This window comes from Aneurinibacillus migulanus (assembly GCF_001274715.1).
GTDB classification, from domain to species: domain Bacteria; phylum Bacillota; class Bacilli; order Aneurinibacillales; family Aneurinibacillaceae; genus Aneurinibacillus; species Aneurinibacillus migulanus.
In genome coordinates, this window is the sequence record NZ_LGUG01000004.1 from 3,145,330 (window position 1) to 3,171,105 (window position 25,776).

The 25,776-nt window shown below is 38.7% G+C and carries 25 protein-coding genes; 6 read left to right on the forward strand and 19 right to left on the reverse strand.

Annotated features, from left to right (window positions below):
- Nucleotides 1-69 precede the first annotated feature (69 nt).
- Together AF333_RS16935 and AF333_RS16940 are read right to left on the reverse strand one after the other, a co-directional pair.
- Nucleotides 70-2,358, reverse strand: a complete 2,289-nt coding sequence (locus AF333_RS16935; RefSeq protein WP_043065191.1) for an ATP-binding cassette domain-containing protein — start codon at nt 2,356-2,358, stop codon at nt 70-72.
- A gap of 63 nt (nt 2,359-2,421) precedes the next feature.
- Entirely contained in the window at nt 2,422-2,862 is a 441-nt protein-coding gene (locus AF333_RS16940) for a MarR family winged helix-turn-helix transcriptional regulator (protein ID WP_043065190.1), read from the reverse strand.
- Nucleotides 2,863-3,040: 178 nt separating this feature from the next.
- On the opposite strand from AF333_RS16940, the gene AF333_RS35510 reads away from it, so the two are divergent.
- Nucleotides 3,041-3,313, forward strand: a complete 273-nt coding sequence (locus AF333_RS35510; protein WP_235496527.1) for a hypothetical protein — start codon at nt 3,041-3,043, stop codon at nt 3,311-3,313.
- Between the two features lie 281 nt (nt 3,314-3,594).
- Complete coding sequence (locus AF333_RS16945) at nt 3,595-5,013, forward strand: ABC transporter ATP-binding protein (RefSeq protein ID WP_043065189.1); 1,419 nt, start codon at nt 3,595-3,597, stop codon at nt 5,011-5,013.
- A 1,448-nt stretch (nt 5,014-6,461) separates the two neighbouring features.
- Here AF333_RS16945 and AF333_RS16960 read toward each other — a convergent pair.
- From AF333_RS16960 to pdxR, 5 genes are all read right to left on the reverse strand, one after another.
- Nucleotides 6,462-7,511, reverse strand: coding sequence for a serine hydrolase domain-containing protein (locus AF333_RS16960; protein ID WP_043065288.1), 1,050 nt, complete (start codon nt 7,509-7,511; stop codon nt 6,462-6,464).
- 351 nt (nt 7,512-7,862) lie between these two features.
- Nucleotides 7,863-8,759 (reverse strand): alpha/beta fold hydrolase, encoded by an 897-nt coding sequence (locus tag AF333_RS16965; protein ID WP_043065187.1) that lies wholly within the window; start codon nt 8,757-8,759, stop codon nt 7,863-7,865.
- 216 nt (nt 8,760-8,975) lie between these two features.
- On the reverse strand, nt 8,976-9,890 hold a 915-nt coding region (locus tag AF333_RS16970), incomplete at its 5' end, for a phosphotransferase enzyme family protein (RefSeq protein ID WP_235496528.1).
- A 62-nt stretch (nt 9,891-9,952) separates the two neighbouring features.
- Complete coding sequence (gene rsgA, locus AF333_RS16975; RefSeq protein ID WP_043065185.1) at nt 9,953-11,032, reverse strand: ribosome small subunit-dependent GTPase A; 1,080 nt, start codon at nt 11,030-11,032, stop codon at nt 9,953-9,955.
- 384 nt (nt 11,033-11,416) lie between these two features.
- Nucleotides 11,417-12,820, reverse strand: coding sequence for a MocR-like pyridoxine biosynthesis transcription factor PdxR (pdxR, locus tag AF333_RS16980; RefSeq protein ID WP_043065184.1), 1,404 nt, complete (start codon nt 12,818-12,820; stop codon nt 11,417-11,419).
- Between the two features lie 114 nt (nt 12,821-12,934).
- Here pdxR and AF333_RS16985 point away from each other — a divergent pair, with 114 nt between their 5' ends.
- Nucleotides 12,935-13,378: a GNAT family N-acetyltransferase gene (locus AF333_RS16985; protein WP_043065183.1), complete on the forward strand. Its 444-nt coding sequence runs from the start codon at nt 12,935-12,937 to the stop codon at nt 13,376-13,378.
- A 268-nt stretch (nt 13,379-13,646) separates the two neighbouring features.
- On the opposite strand, the gene AF333_RS16990 is transcribed toward AF333_RS16985, so the two are convergent.
- A complete protein-coding gene (locus AF333_RS16990) occupies nt 13,647-14,780 on the reverse strand; it encodes a C45 family autoproteolytic acyltransferase/hydolase (protein ID WP_043065182.1) in 1,134 nt (377 codons plus the stop codon).
- Nucleotides 14,781-14,897: 117 nt separating this feature from the next.
- Here AF333_RS16990 and AF333_RS16995 point away from each other — a divergent pair, with 117 nt between their 5' ends.
- Together AF333_RS16995 and AF333_RS17000 are read left to right on the forward strand one after the other, a co-directional pair.
- Entirely contained in the window at nt 14,898-15,566 is a 669-nt protein-coding gene (locus AF333_RS16995) for a GyrI-like domain-containing protein (RefSeq protein ID WP_052811950.1), read from the forward strand.
- 6 nt (nt 15,567-15,572) lie between these two features.
- The gene (locus AF333_RS17000; RefSeq protein WP_235356623.1) at nt 15,573-16,268 is read left to right on the forward strand and encodes an alpha/beta hydrolase family protein; all 696 of its coding nucleotides are present in this window, start codon (nt 15,573-15,575) and stop codon (nt 16,266-16,268) included.
- Between the two features lie 175 nt (nt 16,269-16,443).
- On the opposite strand, the gene AF333_RS32925 is transcribed toward AF333_RS17000, so the two are convergent.
- The 8 genes from AF333_RS32925 to AF333_RS33755 form a co-directional block, all read right to left on the reverse strand.
- Nucleotides 16,444-16,692 carry a hypothetical protein gene (locus AF333_RS32925; RefSeq protein WP_235496529.1) on the reverse strand — a complete coding sequence of 83 codons (249 nt, stop codon included), beginning with the start codon at nt 16,690-16,692 and terminating at the stop codon, nt 16,444-16,446.
- 480 nt (nt 16,693-17,172) lie between these two features.
- Entirely contained in the window at nt 17,173-17,730 is a 558-nt protein-coding gene (locus AF333_RS17010; RefSeq protein WP_235496530.1) for an ACT domain-containing protein, read from the reverse strand.
- Nucleotides 17,714-18,163, reverse strand: coding sequence for a DDE-type integrase/transposase/recombinase (locus AF333_RS17015; protein WP_043065180.1), 450 nt, complete (start codon nt 18,161-18,163; stop codon nt 17,714-17,716). The genes AF333_RS17010 and AF333_RS17015 overlap by 17 nt, the downstream gene beginning before the upstream one ends.
- Before the next feature lie 173 nt (nt 18,164-18,336).
- Nucleotides 18,337-18,468, reverse strand: a complete 132-nt coding sequence (locus tag AF333_RS36860; RefSeq protein ID WP_255322304.1) for a hypothetical protein — start codon at nt 18,466-18,468, stop codon at nt 18,337-18,339.
- A gap of 27 nt (nt 18,469-18,495) precedes the next feature.
- Nucleotides 18,496-18,756 carry a hypothetical protein gene (locus tag AF333_RS35515; protein WP_053912310.1) on the reverse strand — a complete coding sequence of 87 codons (261 nt, stop codon included), beginning with the start codon at nt 18,754-18,756 and terminating at the stop codon, nt 18,496-18,498.
- Between the two features lie 79 nt (nt 18,757-18,835).
- The gene (locus AF333_RS17020) at nt 18,836-19,930 is read right to left on the reverse strand and encodes an RNA-guided endonuclease InsQ/TnpB family protein (protein ID WP_043065179.1); all 1,095 of its coding nucleotides are present in this window, start codon (nt 19,928-19,930) and stop codon (nt 18,836-18,838) included.
- Nucleotides 19,930-20,346, reverse strand: coding sequence for an IS200/IS605 family transposase (tnpA, locus tag AF333_RS17025; RefSeq protein WP_074715256.1), 417 nt, complete (start codon nt 20,344-20,346; stop codon nt 19,930-19,932). Before tnpA ends, AF333_RS17020 begins: the two co-directional genes overlap by 1 nt.
- A gap of 68 nt (nt 20,347-20,414) precedes the next feature.
- Nucleotides 20,415-20,588, reverse strand: a complete 174-nt coding sequence (locus AF333_RS33755; RefSeq protein ID WP_158502366.1) for a hypothetical protein — start codon at nt 20,586-20,588, stop codon at nt 20,415-20,417.
- 833 nt (nt 20,589-21,421) lie between these two features.
- On the opposite strand from AF333_RS33755, the gene AF333_RS17030 reads away from it, so the two are divergent.
- Nucleotides 21,422-21,604: a hypothetical protein gene (locus AF333_RS17030; RefSeq protein ID WP_043065178.1), complete on the forward strand. Its 183-nt coding sequence runs from the start codon at nt 21,422-21,424 to the stop codon at nt 21,602-21,604.
- A 928-nt stretch (nt 21,605-22,532) separates the two neighbouring features.
- Here the strand turns inward: AF333_RS17030 and ppsA are convergent.
- The 3 genes from ppsA to AF333_RS17045 all read right to left on the reverse strand — a co-directional run bounded on the left by ppsA (nt 22,533) and on the right by AF333_RS17045 (nt 25,773).
- Complete coding sequence (gene ppsA / locus AF333_RS17040) at nt 22,533-25,148, reverse strand: phosphoenolpyruvate synthase (RefSeq protein WP_043065176.1); 2,616 nt, start codon at nt 25,146-25,148, stop codon at nt 22,533-22,535.
- A 195-nt stretch (nt 25,149-25,343) separates the two neighbouring features.
- A complete protein-coding gene (locus AF333_RS35520) occupies nt 25,344-25,487 on the reverse strand; it encodes a hypothetical protein (RefSeq protein WP_235496489.1) in 144 nt (47 codons plus the stop codon).
- Nucleotides 25,488-25,527: 40 nt separating this feature from the next.
- Nucleotides 25,528-25,773 carry a hypothetical protein gene (locus tag AF333_RS17045; RefSeq protein WP_043065175.1) on the reverse strand — a complete coding sequence of 82 codons (246 nt, stop codon included), beginning with the start codon at nt 25,771-25,773 and terminating at the stop codon, nt 25,528-25,530.
- Nucleotides 25,774-25,776: the final 3 nt, after the last annotated feature.

A 25,776-nucleotide genomic window follows, 5' to 3' on the forward strand; every position in this document is an offset into this window, starting at 1 on the left:
TATCCTTTTTCTGAAATAAAGAAAAGGATAATGTTTATTATTAACTTTAGTTCATAGTCCCTTAATATATCATCGTAAATAAGTGTGTTGTTTTAAGTAGAGTCCAGTGACAGAAGACTGATTGTTAACAAGTTCTGCTGGATAACCCTCAAAAATCACTCTGCCGCCATCGTGTCCAGCCCCAGGACCAAGATCAATGATCCAGTCGGCTTGACTAATAACGTTAAGATTATGGTCGATTACGATAAGCGTGCTACCATTATCAACAAGCCGGTTCATAAGCCCAATGAGGCGTTCGACATCAGACATGTGTAATCCGGTGGTCGGTTCATCGAATACATAGATTTGTCCACTGTTTTCTAATTCGGTAGCGAGTTTAATCCGCTGTCTTTCGCCGCCTGAAAGCGTATTAAGTGGTTGTCCAAGTGTAATGTAGTCTAGTCCGACATCACTCAGCCGTTTTAGAATAGATTGTAACATTTTTTCTTGGAAGAACCTTATTGCATCCGCAACGCTTAACTCTAGAACCTCACTAATATTCTTACCACGTAAAGTATAACCGAGAACTTCATCGGTGAATCGACGACCTTGGCAAACTTCACAAGTATTGATGATAGGTTCCATGAAAGCTAAGTCTGTATACGTGATGCCAAGCCCTTTGCATTCCGGACACGCACCGTGTGAATTGAAGCTGAAAAGAGACGGACTAACGCTATTTGCTTGAGCAAACAGATCGCGGATTAGATCAAGCATTCCCGTATAGGTTGCAGGGTTGGAACGCTTGGAGCCTCGTATTGCACCTTGATCAATAAAAATAGCTTCCGGATAGTGTTGCGGCAGTACCCCGTTAATAAGCGTACTCTTTCCTGAGCCAGCTACACCAGTGACGACCGTCATCACACCTTGCGGAATATTCACACTTACATCTTTAAGGTTATGTAACGAAGCATGCTTAATGACCAGTGAACCATTCGATTGTCTCAGTTTAGTCTTAAGATGAATTTGACGGCTAAGATACTTTCCAGTCAGTGTATTGGAAGTCACTAAACCGGCAAAGTCCCCTTTGTAAACTACCTGGCCGCCCTTAACACCTGCTTCTGGCCCCATATCAATGACATGGTCAGCAATAGAAATAACATCGGGATCATGTTCGACAACAAGAACAGTATTCCCCTTATCCCGGAGGTGTTGAATTAGGGTGTTAAGTCGATGAACATCATGAGGATGAAGCCCGATGCTCGGCTCATCAAAAATGTACATAATATCGGTCAGGCTACTGCCGAGATGACGGACTATTTTTACTCGCTGCGATTCACCACCGGAAAGCGTGGATGTTTGTCTATTCAGACTAAGATAGCCAAGCCCGATGGAATTAAGATGCTCAAGGCGTTCAATGATAGCCGAGACCATTGTGGCTGCAGTCGGCTTATTAATCTTTCTTATCACTTCGATAAGATCATTAACCTGTAGGGCTGTACAATCTGCAATGTTTCTACCATTGATCTTGCAGTTTAGCACTTGCTGATTGAGCCGAGCCCCTTTACACGAGGGACATATACTTCTCATAACGACGTGCTCAAGTGCTTCCTTATATCGTGTAGCCTCCGTGGACTCTTTTGTCAGAAAACTCCTCTCAAACCTGGGGATAACACCTTCGTATTTAGAAGTCTTTGGCCATCCAAGGCTAGGATGTTTTAGCTTGACATCCATTTTGTAAAGAAGCGTGTCCCATTCGTCATCTGTGTACTCTCCCAATTTCTTATCATTATCGAATAAACCTGAGAAAGCATAGCGTTTCCAACGCCATTCGCCGGGTTTAAAGGTAGGAAACTGTATAGCCCCTTCATTCAGTGATCTACTCTTATCGATAAGTCGATCAAGATTAATCGTAGCCACTGATCCTAAACCCTCACATTTCATACACATTCCATGAGGATCATTGAATGAGAAAACGTTGGAATAGTCTACAAAAGGCTTTCCGATACGCGAGTATAGCAGGCGTAACAGTGAATAGATGTCGGTGATAGTTCCAACAGTAGATCTCGCGTTACCACCAAGCCTCTTTTGATTAACCACGATTGCTACCGACAAATTTTCCAATGAATCCACATTCGGTTGGCCATAGTGTGGAAGGCGGTGGCGGATAAAACTTGTGAACGTCTCGTTAAGCTGACGTTGTGATTCTGCGGCTATCGTGTCAAAGACGAGTGAAGACTTACCGGAACCGGATACTCCCGTAAAAACTGTGATCTGTTTCTTCGGAATGCTCACCGTAACGTTTTTTAAGTTATTCTCTCTCGCTCCTACAACATGGATGATATCATGTCTATTTTCCAATTCAGATTTTTTATTTGTCATCACGATCTCCTTCCTATTGTAAATGATAACCGCTAATTAGTTTCCCATCAGAAATTATATAAACTATAGTTCAGATTGGTTTTCCTGGAGAGCCAACGCTACTTTTTGACAGAGTTCAGCAAAAATACTTTGTTCGCCGAGTGTCAGAATCGAGGCGGCTATTTCTGCGGCCTCACGACGATTTTTCGCTGTGCAAGCTAGAAATTCTTCCCCATTGTCAGTAAGTGACGTTGTCTGTTCACGTCGATCCTCCCGACGTGCTGTTTGTTCGATTAATTGCTTATCTTTTAAAACTCTAAGAATCTTCGATGTAGTGGAACGTGACATTCCTAGGGTTTCACCTATGATGGAAGGCATCATTGGACCTCGGATGCGTAGAATCTCCAAAACATCATATTGCGCCCATGTAATCTGCTCTGGATTTATTCTCGTACGTCTAGCGACTAGCACACATTGCAGATGGGACAAAGCATTTTCCAGAGCACTAGGTTGGTTTAATTGCATTGTATAAATATCCCCTATCTTTTTACATATTCCATTATATTAATATACCATATTAGTTTCCTAACAGAAACTAAATACCGATAAAGCAGTACTATCATTACCACAAGCTAAAAATCCCCGATATCCCCCATCCATCAAATTAGGATTACTCGATACCTCTAATATATATACATCTGATTTGATACATCGACAAATTCTTGTGGTGAGAGATAAGAAAAGAAGGACAATAGAAGAGGTTAGAAAAAGACACATCCGCCTTTTTTCTGCCAGGGCGCAGGGCGTATCCACCCTCTTCTTTCTCCATCTCTCCTACTTCCAACCACACTACCATGTCAAAATATTAACTGTAACTTATATAGAAAAAATATATTCCTTATATAATCATTCAAAAAAAGAAGGTTTGATTTTTATTGTTTTGGTGGTGATCTTTTTTCTTATTTTGGGTTGTTGAATATACATGACAAGCACAAAATGTAAAATTGTGGACTTTAAGTAAGAAAAACGAAGAAATGTTGAGAAAATCAAAGAAACAACGTCACTATCAACCAAAGTATAGGCATTTTAACTCTCGGAATTAATTGACCATGATTATCATTATCGTTATTATGTTCCTATGTGCATCTGCGCAATGAACTCAAAAGTTGGAATTAAACTACGAATTTGTACCTCTATGATCTGGCTTCAGTCATATAACAAATTCACCCCCATTTATTGGACAGGAGGTCTGAGCCTATGATTGAGTTAAGCAACGTAACCTTTCGCTATGGTCATGAAGGCGGAGAGTCCGAGAATGAAACCGGCGTAGAAAATATCAGTTTATCTGTGAAGGCCGGACAATGCGTTGTGTTATGTGGCCGTTCGGGGTGCGGCAAAAGTACGATCATGCGCCTTGTCAACGGGCTTGCACCTAGTTTTTATGTCGGAAGCCTCACTGGTCAGGTAAGCGTAGCCGGAAAAAGTCCCTCCAGCCTTTGCCCGGAGGAGCGTACGAGGCTGATGGGAGTCGTGTTTCAGGACCCACGTAGCCAATTTTTTATGGATAACGTTCAGGACGAACTAGCATTTTCGGCCGAAAATCTCGGAATTTCGCCGGATGAGATTATAAGCCGGATTGAAAAGCAGTCGAAAGAGCTTGGCATTTCGCATTTGCTCGACCGCTCACTACATATGCTGTCCAGCGGACAGAAACAGCGAGTGGCCATTGCCGCCGTATCCGTTCTTTCACCACCGCTTCTCATGCTAGACGAGCCCACCGCCAATCTGGATCATCGCTCCACACAAAGCCTGATTGACACCCTCAGCAGGCTCAAACAAAACGGCACTACTCTCTTCATCAGCGAACACCGGCTGCGCCCCCTATTGCCTATTGTCGATTTATTTATATGTATGGAAAAGGGGAAAATCGTCCGCACCTGGACAAAAGAGGAATTTTCCCAGCTTGCCTATGAAGACGTTCGTCCGTACGGTCTGCGTCATCCCGATATGGTAAAAAGCCAACTGGCACTCAAATCAGCAGAAGTACCGTCCATAAGGCCTACACTGCAAGGCCAAGGACTTACTTATCATTACAAAAGAAACGGCGATGGGATTAAAGATTTGGACATCACGTTCCCTAAGGGAAGCGTTACCGCGCTGACAGGAGAAAACGGAACAGGCAAGACCACGTTGTGCAAAATCCTCTGCGGTCTTCTCCGCCAGCACAAGGGATCGGTCTTCAACCAGGGAATTCGCGTGTCTGCAAGCCAAAGACGCGCCTCCAGCTATCTAGTCATGCAGGATGCAGACTACCAGCTCTATACCGACAGTGTGGGGAATGAAATTGTTTTGGGTAGGCGTCTGGATGATACGCTCCGCTTACGAGCCTATGAAGCGATGGATACGTTCGGTCTGGGAGAGTTTCGGGAGCGACACCCCGCGTCTCTGTCCGGCGGTGAAAAGCAGCGGGTCACCATGGCTGCGGCTTACTGCTCAGACGCGGAACTGATTATACTCGATGAGCCGACCAGCGGGCTTGACGGTGACGGCGTTCTTAGCGTTGCTGCATGGGTGAAAAAGCTTGCACAGGCAGGAAAAACCGTTGTTATCATTACGCATGACCGTATCCTTTCCAAACTTGCATGCGATCAGGTTATTGAGCTGAAAAATCTGTAGAAGGGAGTAAGAACCGTTGAAACATAAAAAGAAAAAGGGGGAAGGTTATTGGAGCTTGCGGGTGAAAACAGCTGTAGATGCTGTGTATGTCTTACGTTGGGCTATTTGGGGCGTACTGTGATCATGATCGCCCACCGGCTGAAAACTGTTTAAAGCCGAATTTTCCCTCTTATATACATCTGATTTGATACATCGACAAATTCTTGTGGTGAGAGATAAGAAAAGAAGGAGGGGCGGTGGGCGGGAGCACACCACAGCCAAAAATAAATAAAACACCTATGATCCAGTACTACCCATCATGAGGCGATTACCCTTTCTTTATTCTATCCTGTTAGTCGCTATACGTGAGAACCAGGAGAGAAGCAGTAAGCGTAATAATCCCTCCACTAATAAACAAACAAGATATATATAACTACTGTACTTGACATCTCTTTTGCCTAACCTCTCCTTATGAGTAATATGAAGGGCTTCTGCTACAATTTTTTTTACATCTTCCGGCGCATCCTTACTAACATTTCTTGCATACCTTTCCCTCCTAAAACAAAAAAGCACCATTGCAGACAGACGTATCCTGTCTTACAACGGTGCTTCCGTTATTAATTATCGCTATAGAGTTAAAAATCCGAAGTGAATATAGGAAAATTATTCTTGTATATTCGTATACTACGCCCTAGAATGTCAAAGACCGTTTTCTTTTCATAGCGATGGAATTTTCGTCCGTTTTTCTATAACAGGTGAAGCAGACGAAGAAGCATTTATCAACACCCATCCAGTAAGGTTCACGTATTTTTCACTAAGAGAGTATTAGAAAATACATTTCGAAAAAAGTATATATTTCTCCGAAACCAAAAAGGCCGCTCCCTTAGAGCAGCCTGCCTTTCTTTATTTTTACTCTTATTTAAGATGTTTTTGGCTGTTCCTTCCCTTTTATGTTGAGGGATTGAGCGCTTAGGGTACGGCTTGTTGAGCATTAGTACTCGTTAGTTTAGTAAAAGTCAAGTGCCGCTTGAATTACTTATAATTCGGCATCAGTAACCATACGTTCACTTTTCTAAAAATATCTAAAAATCTTAAGACACTTCTTACAATATTCATAATTTGGCTTTCTATCATGCGAACCCTTAAGGAGACTCCTGGAAGGTTTCCATGAAATTGCTGTTTCGTGCTTACAAAAAGCAGAAACAACTGCATTAATGAATCGATCTTCAATAAATCTATCCTCAACTGTTTCAACAAATCTTCTAAGAGGGACGGATTTTTTACAACCGTCCTCTATTCGTTCATTCTCCATACTCTTTTTCCACCTATAAGCTAAGTTCTTCTCTATTATCAGCAGTATCTCTTAAAAATTTTGCATTCTCTGCATAGTTCACAAGTTCGGCATCATGTCTAAAAGATTTTGCTTCAAATCTAAGCTTTCAATCACTTTTATAACCGCATTTATTCCTTTATTTTTTTGCGCTTTTTCCCAAAATAATTTCTGCCATTTTTATAGCATATTCTTGAGTATCAAAATCCTCATAATTACTTAATACCGCAATAGTCAAACGTTCTTCTGGGAAACGCATAAAGTGTGAACTATAGCCAGCCCAAAGTCCTGAATGTTCCAAGTAATGGCAATCAAAATCTTCGCCAATAGACAAGCCAAAAGCATAATCTTCATTGTCAATAATCGTCTCTCCAGTTGGAGAAATTTTCGGACCTATTTCACTCATTCTTTTAACAAGGTCTTTCCCACCAACAGTACCTGTAGTGAGGTTTTGCCCCCATTTTACTAAGTCCTCAACATTCGTATGAACGGCTTTATCTCCAGTCTGTTCCCAAGGGCTTTCAAATATTTCATATGCCCCTTGCTTATTCTTCAAGTAGCTACGAGCAACTGGAAAATTGGTAGGATAGCGATCTACGATTGCTGTGTCGCTCATGTTTAGAGGCTCAAAAATACGCTCCTTCGAAAATTCACGAAGACTTTTTCCACTCGCTTTTTCAACTACTAAAGATAATAAAAAATATCCTGTATTACTGTACTCAAATTTTGTTCCGACTGGAAATTTTGCAATTTGATGATTTTTAAGGTGTTCTAGTGATTCCTCCACAGTTAATTTATCAGTCTCCTTAATATTCGCTACTTCAGCCAATTCCATATAATCAACTAATCCACCAGTGTGATGAATTAGATGTCTTAGTGTCACAGGTTCAGCATATGCTCCAAGAGAAGGTACATATTTTAAAATTGAATCATCTAGACTCAATTTACCTTCTTGCTCTAGTAGTAAAATTGCAAACGCTGTGAATTGTTTAGAGACGGATGCGAGATTAAAAATTGTTTTTGTCGTTATCGGTAGTTTTTTTTCTATCGAATCTAAACCCACTGCCCCTTTATAAGTTACACCATCGTCAAAACTCGCAATATAAGCACAACCGGGTTCATTTGGAGAGAACTTATTAAATAATTGTTTAATCGCTGCATGTGTTGTTTGACTGTATGTACTATTCATATTACCTTTTGGCTGTTGGTTTTCATTTTTTGTTGAATTAGAAGAAGAATGACTTTGTTCAGTATTTTGATTATTTTTGTCCGAAGAAGGGGAACATGCTGGTAAAATTAACGAAGACGACAACATAAGCGACACAGTGCATATAACAATATTTTTTTTGTTCAAAGTGAAAAACTCCTCTTTAAAAAATAGGTGAACGTTTTGCAAAATAGCAAATTTCACCTAAGGTGAAAAACGTCAACTCTAACAGAATGTCATTTCCCTTCATTTTTAAGGTTTCTTTGACAGAAAGTCATTAAAGGGCATATGGGCAGAATTTTTCTGTTTTCTTTTTCAGACGCAAAATACTCCTTAGATCATTCCGTACTTAATGAACTTGGCAACCACCTCTCCGTACTTTTCAGGTACCTCCATGTGCGGGGTATGTCCCGTTTCCTTGAAAACAATCTTTTTCCTTGATGGAACTTTATCATATTCCTGAATATGCCTTTTGCATGTCACAGGGTCAAATTCTCCAACAATGAGTAACGAAGGGTGTGTCAGGTTAGCTAATTGTGGAATGAGTGGTTTAAACATGCGCCCTTCCTCACGTAACTTCTCCAAATGATACTCAGTGCCTTCCCACAATTGTTCCCACTCCATCTCTGTATAAAGCGAATCGTCAGTAATGACTGGGTTCGGCGAATAGATTTTATCCCTTTCATCTCCTAATAACTCACTTAGCCGTATATAATGATCAAAGAGTTCCTCTGAACAATGTGAGCCAACTGACAGCGCTTCGCATTCTTGCGCTCGTTCGTAGTCCCCTTGTTTATAAAACAATGAAGCTGTCCGTTTCAACAGGTTTCGAGATGTCCATTCAAAATGAAATGTCGGACATTCAAAAATAATTTTTGAAATAGCCTTGGGATAGGCAGCTGCATACAGTAAAGCCAAATAACCACCAAAAGAATGTCCGATAACGTTCCACTCTTTTATCCTCAGTTGAAATCTCAATTCTTCGCAATCATCAATCAAATCCTGTAAGACAAACGGTTCATCTTCTGCTATTTTCTCCGAACGCAGTACACCGCGTTGGTCTACTGCTATAATACGCATCTCTTTTGAGAGTCTTTTTGCCTGATGGTAAACAAAATCATAACAACTTTCGCCAGGACCACCGTGTAAAAACAACACTGCAGGAGAACTTTCTTCACCAAATATTTCAACATGTATTTTTTTATTTTTATTATAGAATGGATAAATCATTGCCCATTAATTCCCCCTGGTTTTCGTTCTTTTCTACTCTTGATCTCTCATCGATACAATTAAGTCTTACGTTAATTTTACTTTATCACCAGTAACAGTAGACTATGAATGGACTTGTTCCATGGTTTCATCATCTAATTAAAAAAATTGGAAATGGGCGAGAACTTGATGTTCCCGCCGTTTTGTACAGAGGATAGAGATGGGTTTAAAAGCTTTTTAGTTTTCAGTAACCCGCTTTTTAAATGAAGCTCGATATTCTTCAATATAGCCCAACAAATCTTCTCGTAGATGTATGAGCCATTCAGGATCGTCCGGGGATTCTTGAATATCTACCGTTCGTAATAATGTCGCAAACGTTACAATATTATGCATCCTCATAAACCATTTCAAATCTTTTAATAAGCTCATATCCAGCTCTGTTTCTTGTGTATATCCTCTAATAAAAGCCTGTACGAACTGATTTTCCAGGTCAACATCGTACTCTGATAATTCCCTCAAAGAATAGGCGATATCAGCTACATACCAATGATTAACACAATCATCAAAATCGAGTATGCTTACTTTTTCGTTTTGCCAGCATAGATTATCTAATTCAAAATCATAATGAATTAACCCGAAAGTTTGTTCTGAAACCAGCTTTTGCTCCGCCCATTTCGTAACAAGCTCCCATTCCTTTTGTACGAATGGTTCTTGAGTAGTCAGCATTGTGTTTACAGAGTTCAGTTGCTCTTGCCAACTGGGGCGGCCGCGACGATAAGTTTCGGGCATCCTTTTTAAGTTCGCATGCAATTGACCCAATGTGCGCCCCCAGATGAAATAATGTTCTTCATTGATATCCTCTATATCGTACTGTTCCCCCTGAAGTGCTTCGAATACTACTGCATAAAATGTTCCAATTTCTGTCTCAACTACCTCGATATATTTGTTATTCAATGAGGGAACAGGCTGGGCTGTATGAATCGGTTGATCACGGAGATAGTGCAGAATCTCGATTTCTGCTTCTATCGTTTGCAGTTTTCTTTCGCAAGAATCGCTAAACCTTAAGAAATGCTTCTTTCCCTCCTTGTGGAAAACAAATACGAAGTTTGCGCTGGATCTAAAGTAATAAACTGAATCATGGTCATATCCCCANTGGCAACAACTCATGGTACTAAGTTTCATCATGAGTACGATACCTCTTTCTATACTTGGTTTTATTTGTGACGTTTATGTTTCATTTTTCGACTTATATATCTCTCGAATTGTTTTTTCTTTTCGTCTAATCTTTGTAGCTCAGCGATTTGTTTTTTATAACTCTCGAGTCGTTCACCGCTAATCCATTCATTTTGAAACGCTTGTTTTACAGCACATCCTGGCTCTTTATCATGTCGACAATCTTGATACCTACATCCATTTGCGATTTCCCTTATGTCATTGAAACTTTGTTCAAGTACCTTTTCTTCCCCCCATAGCTGCACTTCACGTAAGCCAGGTGTATCTATAATTGTATACCCGGTGGGGTGAATCATAAGTTCCGCACTCGTTGTTGTATGTCGACCTTTCCCAGTAGCCGTACTAATTGTCTGTTTCTTTTGCTTTGCTTCTCCTAGCAAAGCATTTGTTATTGTAGATTTTCCAACTCCAGACGAACCGAGGAAAACAACTGTTTTTCCGGGTTGTAAATAGGGGCATAAGGCATCCATATTTATATTTTTCTCAACACTTATTGCAAGGATCGGTATGTTTATCGCAATATCTCTCACATGATTTACAAAATCACTCACATTATCACAAAGGTCGGTTTTGTTTAAAATAACTACAGGCTGAGAACCGCTATTGTAGACTAAGGTGATAAATCTTTCTATCCTCCGAAGATCAAAATCTTGATCGAGACCGCTTACGATGAATGAGGTGTCTATATTTGCTGCGATGACTTGTTCCTCCGTTGTTCCACCTTCGATAATCCCGTTACTCATTCGTCGTCCACCCGAAATGGGGAGTTTCCTTACAAAGCAATTTTTTCTTGGCATCACCGCATGGATGATTGCTTCGTTGCTATTTTCAATATGTCTAAAAACAACCCAATCTCCTACTACTGGAAAATGTTTTTTTAGATAGGCATGATATCTAAATCTTCCAGCTACCTTTGCTGTAAGAAACTGACCTTCGAAATAGAGTTGATAACTATGACCATGCTTTGTTACTACCCTGGCAGGAAGGAGTCCTTTTTCTTTGTAGTTCTGATAGTGTTGCTCAAAAAATGTGTTCCATCCCATTACTTGTTGTGCGTTCATTCGTTTACCTCCATGTAGTACGTATACTTGTAAAAACTGTGATTTGTCATTACAATTTCGTTCCCTCATGTAGGCAAAATAAAAGAGCCAAGGCGGTTACAGACCTATGGCTCTACATGCAAAAATAAACATAAAAAAGCCAAGGCTTTAGTTGCCTTGGCTCATTAATTGGACATATTTATCCAAGCTCCAATTATATGAGTGAGGGGCAACGAAATGTAATTTTATCGGATATATTTAACAATTTTTCCATTTTGCCACTCCCTTTCGAATTATAGTAAATTCATTGTACCTTAATATTGGGGGAAAATGCAAATATAATTTGTTATTTTTTCTAAATGCCGGAATGTGTGGGAAGCATTAATAATTGACAAATAACACAACCTAGAGCTTCCACGCTTCTTTCAATAATCGAATTCCTGTATTAATCTCAGTTTCTGATACCCCCCCAAATCCTAGTAAGATTCTACAACCTAAGCTTCCTATTGTCCCGTTATAATATATTGATAATGGATAAACCTTTACGCCAACATTCATTGCAGTATTGATTAACTCATCTTCCTCCATACTGTTTTTTACTTCCAAAACAATATGAAGTCCCGATTTTTCACCGATTATATTTACTTTTTCTCCTAAATAATTCTTAACGGCTAACATTAAGGTACTATGTTTTTTACGGTAAAGAGTTCTCATTTTATTTAAATGACTTTGCCAAAGTCCATTCTCCATAAAACGATATAGAGTATCCTGATGAAGACGAGAAACCGTTTGCTTATAAATAGTAAAGTGCTCCTGGTATTTTTTCATAAGTGAAGATGGTAAAACCATATAGCTAATACGTATAGATGGAATCAAAGACTTCGAAAATGTACCTAAATACACAACATTTTCCTTTGTATCAAGCCCTTGTAAGGAAGGAATTGGCTTCCCTTTATACCGATATTCACCGTCATAGTCATCTTCAATAATATAACCGTTCTTTTCTTCTGCCCATTTTAACAAATCCATTCTTCTTGAAATGGGCATTATCATCCCATAAGGAAATTGATGAGACGGTGTTACATAAACAACATTGGCATTTGTATTTTTTAATTGGTTTATATTTATCCCATCTTCATCGAGAGGAATTGAAACTGTATGGACTCCTAGATCCTGTAAAGTCATTCTCGTTCTATGGAAACCAGGATTCTCAAGTGCATAGATATGTTCTTTACCAATTAACATACACAATAATCCAATAAGTACCTGAGTACCTGCACCAATAATGATTTGTTCAGCAGAGCATCTAACACCTCTAGAAGCAAAAAGATAGGCTGCAATTTGTTCCCGAAGAAGCAGCTCCCCTTGAGGATTTCCATTATAAAATAATTCTCCTTGATCCTCGTATAAAGATTGAATGGTTAGTTTTCTCCATATAGCATACGGAAAGTGTTCTAAATCAACCTTGCCAGAATTGAAATCAATCTTGGCATTTACTTGTACTTGCTTGCTCTTTGACTCCAATTTTTCAAAATCTCTTTGGTTAAAGATTATGTCGTTATCAAAGGTTGTAACAAATAATCCTTTTCGAGGTTTGCTTTCTATATAACCCTCCGCACATAATTGCTCGTAAGCTGATTGAATAGTGTTTAAGCTTAATCCAAGGTAGTTCGATAAATTACGTTTTGACGGTAATTTTTCTTTTGGTTTTATTCTTCCCGATAAAATTTCCTGTTTTATGTAATTGGCTAGTTGTATGTACAATGGTTTACCATTTTTATTATCCAAAACTGGTGTTATTTCAATCATATTTCTTCTCCATAGTCATTCTGGTACCTTTAAAACTCTCGTATCTGGCACTTTAGATTATACCAGATTGTGTTTTAATAGTAGTGGAGAAACTTTATAAGGAGATGAACAGAAATGATTAATCAAAAAGCAATTTTAATAAAGGAATTGAAAAACGAGAAGGAATGGAAGGAAGCCTATCCAGTGATGAAACAATTGAGGACCCATTTGGATGAAGATCAATTCCTTCAATTAATTCAAGAAGCTGCACAAAAGGAAGATTATAAAATGGCTGCTTTATATGAAAATGAAAAAATGGTAGCAGTAACAGGTTTTATGCCTATGATCACTTTATACAATGGAAGGTTCATTTGGGTTTGTGATTTAGTTACAGATTCAAATAATCGCTCGAAAGGATATGGTGAAGCACTTCTAAATTATGTACATAATTGGTCAAAGGAAAATGGCTATGATATCGTCTCGCTCTCATCAGGATTACAACGAATAGATGCTCATCGTTTTTATGAAAATAAGATGGAATATGACAAGGTTAGCTATGTTTTTTTAAAAAGACTTTAATTGCCCCGTTGTATAAAAGGTACATTTTACGCAACGAAAATTTAGGATACATGAAAATAAAAAAGAGAGGAAAAATACTCTCTCCTCTCTTTTTAATTGTATTTAATTTTGTACATTCTGACAGTCAACATACTTGCTATTACCAGTTCGATCCACCAGAACCGATATTCGAATAATAAAGTGGTAAACTACCCATTGAACTTATCGTACCCGTTAGTTCAGCGCCGCCCCTTCTCCCTATCTAGGATGCTGACTGCGCAACAATCCATCAGTCCATCTCTCTCCAAAATTGTTCTGGATTCTCAATATCCATATCAATATATTTGCATACAATCTCTTCAAGCCCGATCGGTGCATCAATATCAACGATATGCCATGGATTCATATCTGGTGGACCAAAGCTAACCTTCAGTTTCTTTTCCGATACATCAAATATCATACTTCTAAGTGTCCCCATTCCATTTGAATAAAAATGGCAGCATGGACCATATGGATACCGAGTGGACAATAATTTCCTTATCTTTTCATCATTGATATATGGCGCATCTCGCAATAATGAATTCCACACAGAAGAATAGCGCATTTCGGAATGCCAAAAATGATGTTCATCAAATTCTTTCATTTCATGGCTCATATAATGATTTGTGGCAACCAATAAACCACCAACTGGTTTCCTCACAGAAATTCTATTTTTGTCTGCTGAAAAGCTTGCTACCTCAAAAATAGAAGCATTATTAGCAGCATCCGCTACCAAAAAATTCGTATTCGTACATAACGGTATTTCTTCAAGCAAACATTGCGCTTCATAAACATCTTTACAGCGATCTAAAATTGCACGAATGGCGACCCAGAACTCACATCCATTCCCATCAAGTGGCTTTAAGTAGGCAGTACTGGACATTGAAACGACGAGTCCATATTCATTCATCCCATCCATTCTTCCCGCATTTTGTAACGAAAAACCCATATGCTTTGGTTTTCCTGTTACCCGGGTAATGCATAAACTTCTTTCATCCCTTACAAAATATTCATAGCTCCTTCCCACATAAAAATGCCCATCGCTCGTGTTTGAAGGAAGCACTGCAAATTGACAGCAATTATGGGAATTGTAATATGAATTCGCATAGCATATTATTTTTTCCGGCTCTGTGCCTACTTCATCAGCAAATCCTTGTATTTCATCCACAAAACCGGGACATATTTTGTCAATCAACATCATTCTCTTATGAGCAGTTGCTGCAGATATATAATCCTGCCCTTCCACTGGACTAATAAAATAAGGAATATCATCCGGATAGTTCTCTTTTAATGTAATCGCCCGCTGTTTACCCACTTCATAATTGCTTCCTTCAGCCACATGAATATCAAAAATCATTGGTTCTTTCTTTTCGTTATTTTCCATATCCACAACCCTTTCTCATATAAAAATTACTGGTCAAGATGGCTTCCATCTTCGTCGTAATCCTAACATATTAAAAAAATTAGGTCTATTGGATTATGGATTATAGAAGAAAAAATATTGGCCGCTGTTATTCAACTCTTCTCCCTTCAGGAAGCTTTTACTCGCGCATTTCAGCAAATGTTTTCTATCACGCCGGGACAATTTCGCAAGCAAACTGATATGAAAGACACTTTGTTCCGGGCAATGGAGAAGAAGACATTGGACGAAGTTAGGCTACGGCATTTACACAACGGAGTAGCTCTTGACCCCGTTATCATCACCAAGGGAAGACTTCAATTGGTTGGCATGGAAATACGAAGACTTAATTCTTACGTAATCGGAAAGCTATGGGACTCTTTTAGACAACACGTATCAGAAATTGATAGAAGGCGAGATCACGAGTCTATTTATTACGCTCTAATTGAACTTACGGGAAATAAATGGGAAGTCTTCTATACCACCTGTGTTGAGGTTGTCGAAGAGGGGAAGCTACCTGAAGGAATGGTTTATAAAGTTCTCCCATCAACAACCTACGCTGTATTCTCACATAAGGGAGCCGTTGCCAGAATACAAGATACGTTTGAGTACATTTATAGCTCTTGGTTGCCCAAATCAGGGAGAACGCGTTTGAACCAACCGGAATTTGCACGTTACGATCACAGATATCTGGGTCCAAAGAATGAAGATTCGGAATTTGACATTTACATTCCTGTTGGCCCGATATCTAATTACTCTGGGGAGGAATAAACTTAGATGAAAAAGAACGAAAGATTACAGCAAGGGTATGCAGGTTACCATGAAGTGAAAATACCCGATGCATTGCTGGGCATAACATTTGCTATGTTGGTGATGTATCCTACTGGCACCCCTGAACAAGCAGATCAATTGGGGCCCTACCCGTTGGAGTTAGCGAGAGACGCAGAAGCAATCTCTCACGGCACTGACGGCTCGCCGCTTATGTATCGAACATTAGCTCGGTATTTGGCGCGAAACGGCTTTATCGTCGGAATGCCTGAACATCCGTTCAATAACAGGAACAATAATAGTCTGGAAGGTACGATACAGAACCTCATCTACAGACCGAGACATATTCGAATGATCATCGATTGTTTTTTTGAAAATAAGATGTTTGAGGGAAAAGTAAAACCGAATGCCGTTTCTATAATCGGGCATTCGTTGGATGGTTATACAGTTCTGGCAGCCGCGGGTGGCTTGCCGACTTCGTTTCCTCACGAGACCCCGGACGGACAACCGCAGCTCATAGAGGTTGCGTCAAATCCGCGAATCCAGTCGAATCATCCCACTGGTATATGTTCCGATTTTCCAAGTCTAATCCACAATCAGAAAATAATTTTTCTATTTTATCTAGGTTCTTATTTTTTCCAGTTTCCAAAGATATACTTATTGATTTCATTTTTGTATCTCTATTATCTCAGCTTTCTACATTAATAAGGATGTTTTTAAAGGATTGCAAGGCTCGAGATCCTTTATTTTTTTATGATAAACAAGATAAATTGATCTTTTCGGCATTGGAAAAACGGATTTAAAAGGAATCTTGATTAATTGTTTATTTTTAATATATTGATGGGCAACTACATCGGGAAGGAACCCCCTCATCTTTTGTTCAAGGAACATATAAAGTGGTATCATCTACTTCAATTGAAGGGAAAAGTTTGACTCCTATTTCGTTATGAAACCACTCAATAAAAGGAGTTTCCCAAGGAATATGAATAAATGATGATTTATTTAGTTGATCTCTAGTTAACTCCACTACGTCTTCTATAAATAGCTCAGGGCTACCAACAAGATAAAAAGGTTCTTCAAAATAACCTAACATATTCAAGATCAGGGTGTTGAGGTTTGGATGGGACAACACAAACGTCAATAATCCCATATGGTAATAATCGGAACATTTTCTTAGTGTGGCCTGTGTATAGACGGAGTGTATAGTTGCTATAATTTAATTTTAAAGTTACAGTTGTTTGTGAAATATTCAATTTTTCCGCAGTTCGGGTAAAACTATTCTCCGCAAGAGTAATAAAAGTTTCCTAATGTTCATAATTCGAAAATTCATCCCTCTTCCCAATTTATTCATATTATAGTTTGTTATCGTATCTTTTGTATTAGGTGCATGTTCACTCCTTCAAGAGACCAATGAATCCGCAGTAAAGATAAATACATCCCCTTATTTATCTATAACGTCAACAACATTTTTCGCCCCTCTTTTGCTAACGGGTGCTTTAATGGAGTAACAAAAAACCCAAATTTCTCAATTTTATGAATGAGAAATTTGGGTTTTTAATTGGAATTTGCCTTAACGTTGTGTATCGGCATTCCCCTGACATTACCCCACTTAGATAAATGTATGGCCTGCATTCTCCAATACTGATTTTGCTTTTTCTATAGAATGGTTTTTAACAAGCAAATAATCAGTATTAAAAGTGGAAATAGCAAAGATGCTTATCTTATTTTCTGCTAACGGATTAGCCAAAGAGGCTAATATACCAGTTAATCCAAAGTCTAAAATGCCTTCTACTTTTATACATTTCCAGTCATTTTCAACTTCCTTTAATTCCCCATTAGTCGATAAACATTCTGATGGACATACAATAGAAAGTTCTTCATCTGTACGAGTAATAGAAAATACATCACAATTTGTTGCCCAAGATGGCACTGTTTCTGTTGGTGAAAGTTTAATAACCGAAAAAGTTGAATCTAAAATTTCTAATTTCATCTTGCCAGCACTCCTTTTTGAAGTTGGTTTACTATTTTTTCTCAAATCGTATAGCTTGGCGATTTCTTCACGCAGCTCAGGATTTCCTGGAACTTCTGTATACCCCAACCGGCTCTTTTCAAATTTTTCTTCTACGTTGCTTTCAAAATCCAACAGGTCTTCACCTTCTGTACCCATCCAATGGATTGATCTGAAACCAGCCAATTTCTATAAGGGGTACGACCGCATCGGCATCTGGGTTGTTATAGCCTGTTCGTTCCTGTTTAATACCGGCATCTTTTAACGCTTTCATGTAACGACGACTTGTCATTTGACATCCGTTATCGCTTCGAATGGTCAACCCTTGGTCTTTAACTCCGTTTGGAAATCGTGTACGAATCGCTTGATTGACAGCGAAAAGAAGCTCGTCTGTACGGCAAAAACGAGAAAATTTGTAGCCAATCATTTCTTTATCGAAAGCATCCATTACGGCGAAACTGATCTCGCCGCTTGTAGTACTTGGCTGAAGAATCCCATAAGTACGACAAACTTCAGAGATGTTCCCCCCTGGTGCCATCCCCTCTAAAACAATGTTCATCTTTTCCTCTGCAGACCATTTCCGTCTTGCCATATCGACTTTCTATTATAACTTATGGCTTGTCTGGTCTTTCATGGGGGCAGTATACTACATGTATGGTTTGTGGATTGTATTGTACGACCCTACTTCTAAGATGTAAATACATTAATAAATTCTTAAGGGGCATCAGCCCAACCGAGCTTACACGAAATTCTCTACAAATTCTTTTAGATGAGTTTATTTGTTTTTAGCAAGTCATACCAATCATCTTTACCTCCTATTTCAACATATTGTTCACCAAACACATAGTTTTCTAAGAAGTTATAAAAATCTCCATAACATTCTATTTTCATTTCCATTCCTGAATCTCCAATTAGACAACAAATTTATCCACTTTTTTTATTTATATATAATGGATATGAGTCGATTTTTCCAATGCATATCCATTCCTCAAACTCACCCGGCATATCCGCAACAGTAAATTGAAATTCTGATAACTCTTTTCGTCCAAAAATAATAATACTCCCACATCTCAAAGATGAATATTCATTTAAGAAATAATAATAATCTTGTAGCGAGTCCTTTTTTACATTAGGATTAGGGTCAGAGTCTTCCCTAATATCTCCTATTAGTGAACCTCTCTCCAATGAATTGGAGAGCTTCTCGCTTCATCGAGCCGACTATTGCCGCACTCTCCACGAAGGCTAGTTCCTAGCCTAGCGTGTCTTACGACACGTTTGGTAGTTGTTGTACTGCCCGCTTGAGAATGTTTTTAGCGGCATTTACATCACGGTCACATTCAAAGCCACAAGAAGGGCAACGATGTGTCCGCACAGCCAATGTTTTCTTTACGATTTCATCACAGTTTGAGCATTGTTGACTTGTATTTCGTGGATCAACCAGAACAACATGCTTACCAGCACTTTCAGCCTTGTAAGTCGTGAACTGTACGAGTTGATTCCATCCTGCGTCTACAATACTTTTTGCAAGATGATGATTTTTGACCATGTTTGTGATTTTCAAATCTTCAAAGGCGATCAAATCATAGCGATTGACCAATTGACGTGCAACTTGATGAGCATTATTTCTACGCTGATTCGCAATATACTCATGCTTCTTGGCAAGAAGTGCCATGGCTTTTTTACGTCGGCTCGACCCTTTCTTTCGTCTAGATACGACACGCTGTAACTTCTTGAGTTGTCGCTCGCTTTTACGCAAATACTTGGGTGCATGATGAAAATCACCATCCGATGTGATTGCTAGATGTTTTAAACCCAGATCAACACCTATCATTTTCCCTGTTGATTGCGTTTGGGTTTCGATTTCGCAAGACAAACAAACATAGTATCGTCCATTTTTGGAAATGACGGTACATGTTTTGATTGTACCTTGCATCTGTCGATGTAGTTTGATTCGAATGGTTCCAACCTTGGACAGTGTGATGTATTTTCCTTCGAGTGAAAAACCAGATTGTGGGTACGTGAAGCTGTGATAGCGATTCATCCCTTTGAAACGAGGAAATCCTGTTTTTTCACCTTGTTTTAACCGTCTGAAAAAGGCTTGATACGTTTTATCCAGACGTTCGACTACGTTTTGTAAGACTTGCGAATGAACACTCTTATACTCTTCACACACTTTTTTCAGTGTAGGTAACTCTTTCTTTTGGGAATAAAACGTTAGGGATACATCACATCTTTTGTACGCTGTGATTCGCTGTTCAAGCAAAGCATTATAGAGCCATCGGCAATACATGAGCGTTTCGTTTATCTTTTCTCGCTGTTCTTTGGTTGGTTCAATGCGAAACTTATACGTTCGTAGCATTACGAATCTCCTTTCTTTTGATTTTCGATATACTTGCGAATCACATCTTCCGAGATCGAACCAACGGTTTCGATGTAAAAGCTGTTGTTCCAAAGATGACCGCCCCATAGTCTCTTTTTCAGTTGTGGGAATTTCAGAAACAATTTACGGGCAGAAATTCCTTTCAGCATTTTTACAATATACGAGGGGGCAATCTTTGGATGAGCAGAAGCAAAAACGTGAATGTGGTCTTGTTCGCCGACCTCCATCATAGCGACTTCAAACTCTTTTTCCTGTGCGATCTCTTGAAAGAGATCTTTCAGATAGTGTTCAATTTCAGCAGTCAGTACTTTTCTTCGATATTTCACAGACCAAACGATGTGATAATTGACATTGTAAACACAGGTTCGAGCATGCTTTATGGTAGATTTTTTCATACATATAGTATAGAAAAAAAGCTATTTAACATCTATAATATTGGGTATTTTCAATTACATATAGTCAGTTAAAACAACAAAAAATTTGCCCTTGTTATCCCCACAAGGGGGATTCGGGCAAAGTAGACTCTCATCTTTCCTCTAAAGAGGAAGAGGATTCCCGTCCACAATCCTAAATAAAAGGGATCTTCCTCGAGAACACTTTTCATTAATTCTATTTTTTCTCTAATCATTTTTTTCATTTTTATTACCTCTCAACCTTAATTTTAATTCTAAAATCATAAGGTACACTCTTCATTTAATTTGCAATATTTGATCCCATTCTCCTATTAGTAAACCAATTCATAATAGTTCCAGACAGAATGGTAAAATTCAACGAGTAAGACTACGAAAATTACCACCTTAAAAATTTAAGCTATACAAGTTAGAGTGAAGTCTTTTTTTGTGGTTAAAAGAGCCTTGTGGCTCTAAGAGTGAAAATCATACAAAACGTTCATATAAAAAAGGAAAAACCAAGGTGAAAAATATCCTATATTGGACCAATTTTTATCGATAGTAATTAGGGGTTTGATCCATTTTTCTCAAAAATTCTTCTAATGAGTTAGCAATTAGCTCATCTTCATAATATATCGGACACTGACCATAAGAATTTTCTTTATCTAAATCCATCGTTAAAAACGTAAAATTCTTCTCCAAAAATAAAATCAACAATACCATCTGGATCCATTAATCTGTTAAATCTTGATTGATGATTCCAGGAAATATCTGTCTTACAGGTGTTATGTTCCACCATTCCAAAGGCCATCTATAGTTGTTTTTTATGATTCATGAGCATCATACTTTGTTCCTGCATGAATATAAATATTATCGGATTAACTCCCATTGTTTGGACATGGACAACTTTATTCAGCCTCTTTTGTAAAATTACTCACTTATACTCGTACTTTCCTAATCGCTTACGTTCTGTTTGAACCACATAAAACTTCTGTGGAGCTTTATAGAACTGAACTAATGTTTTATTTGAATAAAATAATTGTAATTGCCGTATTCTAAATCTAGGAAAGGAGGTTTTTACATGGGAAGAATGGATCATGGACAAAAGGGAAATAACCATAAAAAGAAAATTTCATTGGAGCCGCATCAAGCTGGTGGTTTAAGCAAAGAAGAAGTCGAGCTTTCAAAGGAACTCGATGAAGCCTACCAAATTGAAGAAAAACCTGGATTTGAGCCTACAGGTGTGAAAAGAAAAAATGACTAGATTAAAAACCTCCGGCAGTTGAAAAATGAAGGCAGAGGGATGGACTCTCATAAACTGCTGTTCATTTAATTCTGATAAACGACACAAATAAGCCTAAAAAAAAGATTTAAATTTCATCATGTTATCTGCTAATAACATATTCGTTATTCAAGAATCCAGCACAATTGTTAAGTGACGAACTTAGTAAAGAACTTTTTTGTCACAAAAGAACTTAAAAATATGTTTTATGTTTGTGTTAGTAAAGCTTATTTTTGTAACACTGTTCGAAGTTTGAACGGTGTTTTTTATTTTGGAGCTATTTTTGAGTAAAGAGCATTGTTGTCAGCCAACACTAAACAAAAATCAAGGATACATGAAAATGAAAATGTTTGTTCGGCTTCATCGAAGTATTCTCGTCCCTTTAGTTTGACTTCTGGCAAGAAGAAGGTTCCAATGAAGCAAAGGATTGCAAAAATAAGTCCGACTTCAAAAAAACGTTGAATCCCGAATATTAATGAAGTCTTTACAGCATCCATCAATTGAAGGAACATTTGGTGACCTACAACTAAACTGTGCCTCTATATTACTGTGCTTGTGGTGTCAACAGTGATTGCGGATTAAGGGCAGCCAGCTGACCTTGAAACTGTTTCATAGAAGGTGGTATAACCTCTCCAAGCTTGTTTGAAAAGGATTTACTAAGAATTGAGCCGAAAATAGGCGAAGCGCTCACACCACCAAGCGAACTAACAAACTGTTGACCAGTTTCCTATGTAAAAAGCGACGCAAAGGTATGTTTTACGTCGCTACATATAATAATTGTATTAGCGTATGTTTTGTCAAAAATCTTGGTGCTACCCCTAGTACAATTTCTATTAGGTAGGGATGGTGAGACACCGCTCTGGTAACCACTGGAGCGGTGCTACTAATTAAATCTGGACGTATTCAGCAATTACAATATTTCGATATACCCTTCTGTTCCATGCACGCGAATTCGTTGCCCATCTTTTATCAGTTTGGTAGAATTTTCCACTCCGACAACTGCTGGTAAGCCATATTCACGTGCGATAACTGCTCCATGGGTCATCAGTCCACCAACTTCGGTGACTAGGCCTTTTATGGATACAAACAATGGTGTCCAGCTAGGGTCAGTAAAGGAGGTGACTAATATATCTCCATCTTCTAGATCAGCATCTTCCATGTTTAAGATGACACGTGCTCGTCCCTCTATAACTCCGGAAGAAACAGGTAGACCTACAATAGCTTTGGCTGGGAGATTTTCTCGTTTGTACTCACCTGCAATGATTTCACCATCAGACGTGATAACACGTGGGGGAGTTAGTTTTTCATATAATTTGTACTCGTCTTTTCGTTTGCTGATGATCTGGTAATCCAGTTTATTTGTGCGTACGACTTCGTGAAGCTCTTCAAAAGTGAGATAGTATATATCTTCTTTTTCATGAATAACGCCCACTTGTACGAGTTGTTCAGCTTCTTTCAGTAAAGCCTGCTTATAAACGAAGTAGCGATTAACCATGCCGTATTTTGGATATTCCCTAAACCCGCTGAAATTCCGGATTAGGTCGATCATTCGTTTTGTTTCTTTGGCTTTTTGTTCACCATCCGGTAATTGCTTCAATCGATCTAATAACTCTTGTTCTTTTTTCAAAGCTTCCTGTCGCCCTTGCTCAAATTTCCAATTGCTAGCATTAGGCTCAAAGTTTTTGATATTACTAAGAATCATAGGGACAAGTGTAGTTGGTTTTTCGCTCCAACGAGTTTTAGTAATATCGATTTCTCCGGTACATCGCATTCCGTATTTGCTGAGATAATCATGGATAGCGTCTTGGGTTTCCTGTCCACCATCAAACTTAACCAGTTCATCCAAAAAATTATCATCTTTTACATGTTGTAAATAATCAATTACTTCTGGATAAGGACGAATCACATCTGCAACATCCAATAGCGCCAGACCCATTTCCGAAGTAATATTGTTTGGTACAGATTGAGAAAGCGTATCTGCTACGTTTTTTTCACCTAACCACTTGTTCATTTTTTCATTGATCCATGTTGAAGCATCCATAGCAGCCATAATCACACTCAAACTTCTTGGGTCAAATAAAATCTTCTTTAATTGCTGGATATCTTCTAGAATAAAATCAAATAAATCTGATCCTGATTTCGTTTGGATGTTTTGTTTTAACTCTTCTATCGATGTTTGACTACTCTTAATCAAATCAGAAACGATTGTCGGATCGTTTTCGATTTGTTCTTGAAAACCCGCAGACGACATACCTTTATTGCTTTTACTGGGACTCAGTTCTTTTTTATCATTTGGTAACGATTTTATAAAATCTTCTCGCTCTATTATGGTCATAAGTGCGTCTTTTATGAGCGGATCGGATTGTCCCAGGGTATCTAATAAAATTTCTCTGCTAACAGGTGAAGCCAGATTATGTGTGATATCAACAAACAACCTTCCACCAGCTTTACGCATGGGTGCACGAGTCGTTAACAGGAAAAAAGACAATCCCAGTGGTTTCATGGGATCGGTCATCATTTGTTGATGACCGACAGATACGTAAACGTGATTTTCTTGATCATTCGCTTCAGGGATCGGGTATAAAGTAGTGATTGGCCGACTCTGGACAATATAAAATGTATCATCAACCAAACACCATTCGATATCTTGTGGGCAACCAAAATAAGCTTCGATCTGTCTTCCTATACGTGCTAGTTGTAAAATTTGTTGTTCAGTAAGTGTTTGAGTCTTTTGCTTATCAGGATCGATCTGCTGTGTCTCTGTTCCGCCTTCTTTTAGTCCATAGATAGCCAATTTTTTGGTTGCTATCATCTTATCGACGATTTTGTCTTCTTGCACCTTATAACAATCGGCAGATACCAAGCCAGAGACCAGTGCTTCTCCAAGTCCAAAACTGGCATCGATTGATAGCAGCTTTCGGTTAGAAGTAATCGGATCAGCGGTAAATAAAATCCCTGAAGCCTGTGGGAAAACCATCCTTTGAACGATAACGGATAAATAAACTTGACTGTGGTCAAATCCATTTTGCATACGGTAGATTACTGCGCGATCCGTAAATAGGGAAGCCCAACATTTGCTGATATGCTGCATGATTGCTTCTTTGCCGATGATATTTAAATAGGTGTCTTGTTGACCAGCAAAAGAGGCATGTGGTAAATCTTCAGCAGTCGCACTAGAACGCACTGCATAAGCATGTTCATCGCCAAACTGAGAGAGGTAATGAGTAACTGCTTTCACAACATCGGAAGGAATTTCTACTTCCATAATAATTTGTCGAATCTTCCTGCTGATTTTACCAATTTGATCTCGATCTTCTACTTTTAGCATTGTTAGTCGATCCAACAAAGCATGATACGTTTCGTTTTGTTCGATGGCTTTTTGATATCCCACTGTTGTAACACAAAATCCTTCTGGTACTTGTATTCCTTCAATTTTTGATAATTCCCCTAAATTTACCCCTTTTCCGCCAACGAGCAAAAGCTGTGTTTTTTCCATTTCCTGAAAACCGAGAACCAAAGAACTCATTCTATATCTCTCCTAACCATTACATTTCTTTTGGTTTCTTTGATATATTTAAACCTTTGCGATTCCTTCTTTCATGATGTGAAGCATGTCTCTAACCTTTCTGTGGTATGGAACCGATTCGCACATTAAGGGGCATTATGGAAATTACTTACATAATTAAATGTAGAGTGGCTGTTACTTCTATATAAGTTACACTTAATATTTTGACATGATAGCGTGGTTGGAAGTAGGAGGGATGGAGAAAGAAGAAGGTGGATATGCCCTGCGCCCCGGCAGAAAAAAGGCGGACGTGTTTTTTCCAACCTCTGATATTGTCCTTCTTTTCTTACCTCCTACCACAAGAATATGTAAATTTATAAAGTGAGATGTATATACTTCGCTAAATAGCGATAAACAGTATTCTAACCTCACCTTGATCATACAATTCATCCTTACCTATCCGAGGATCCATCATGCTCGTTTTCCTAGTTCGATCCCCTTCTGCCCTCGGTAGATCCCTGATCGCCTCGCATAGTTGGGCTACTGTTCGCTCGCCTCGCAGCTCTTTTTGCTCGACCCATTCACCGATCATCTGCCGAAGATGAATTATTTCGTCTTCTGTGAATTGTGTATTACTACGCCTCACTCG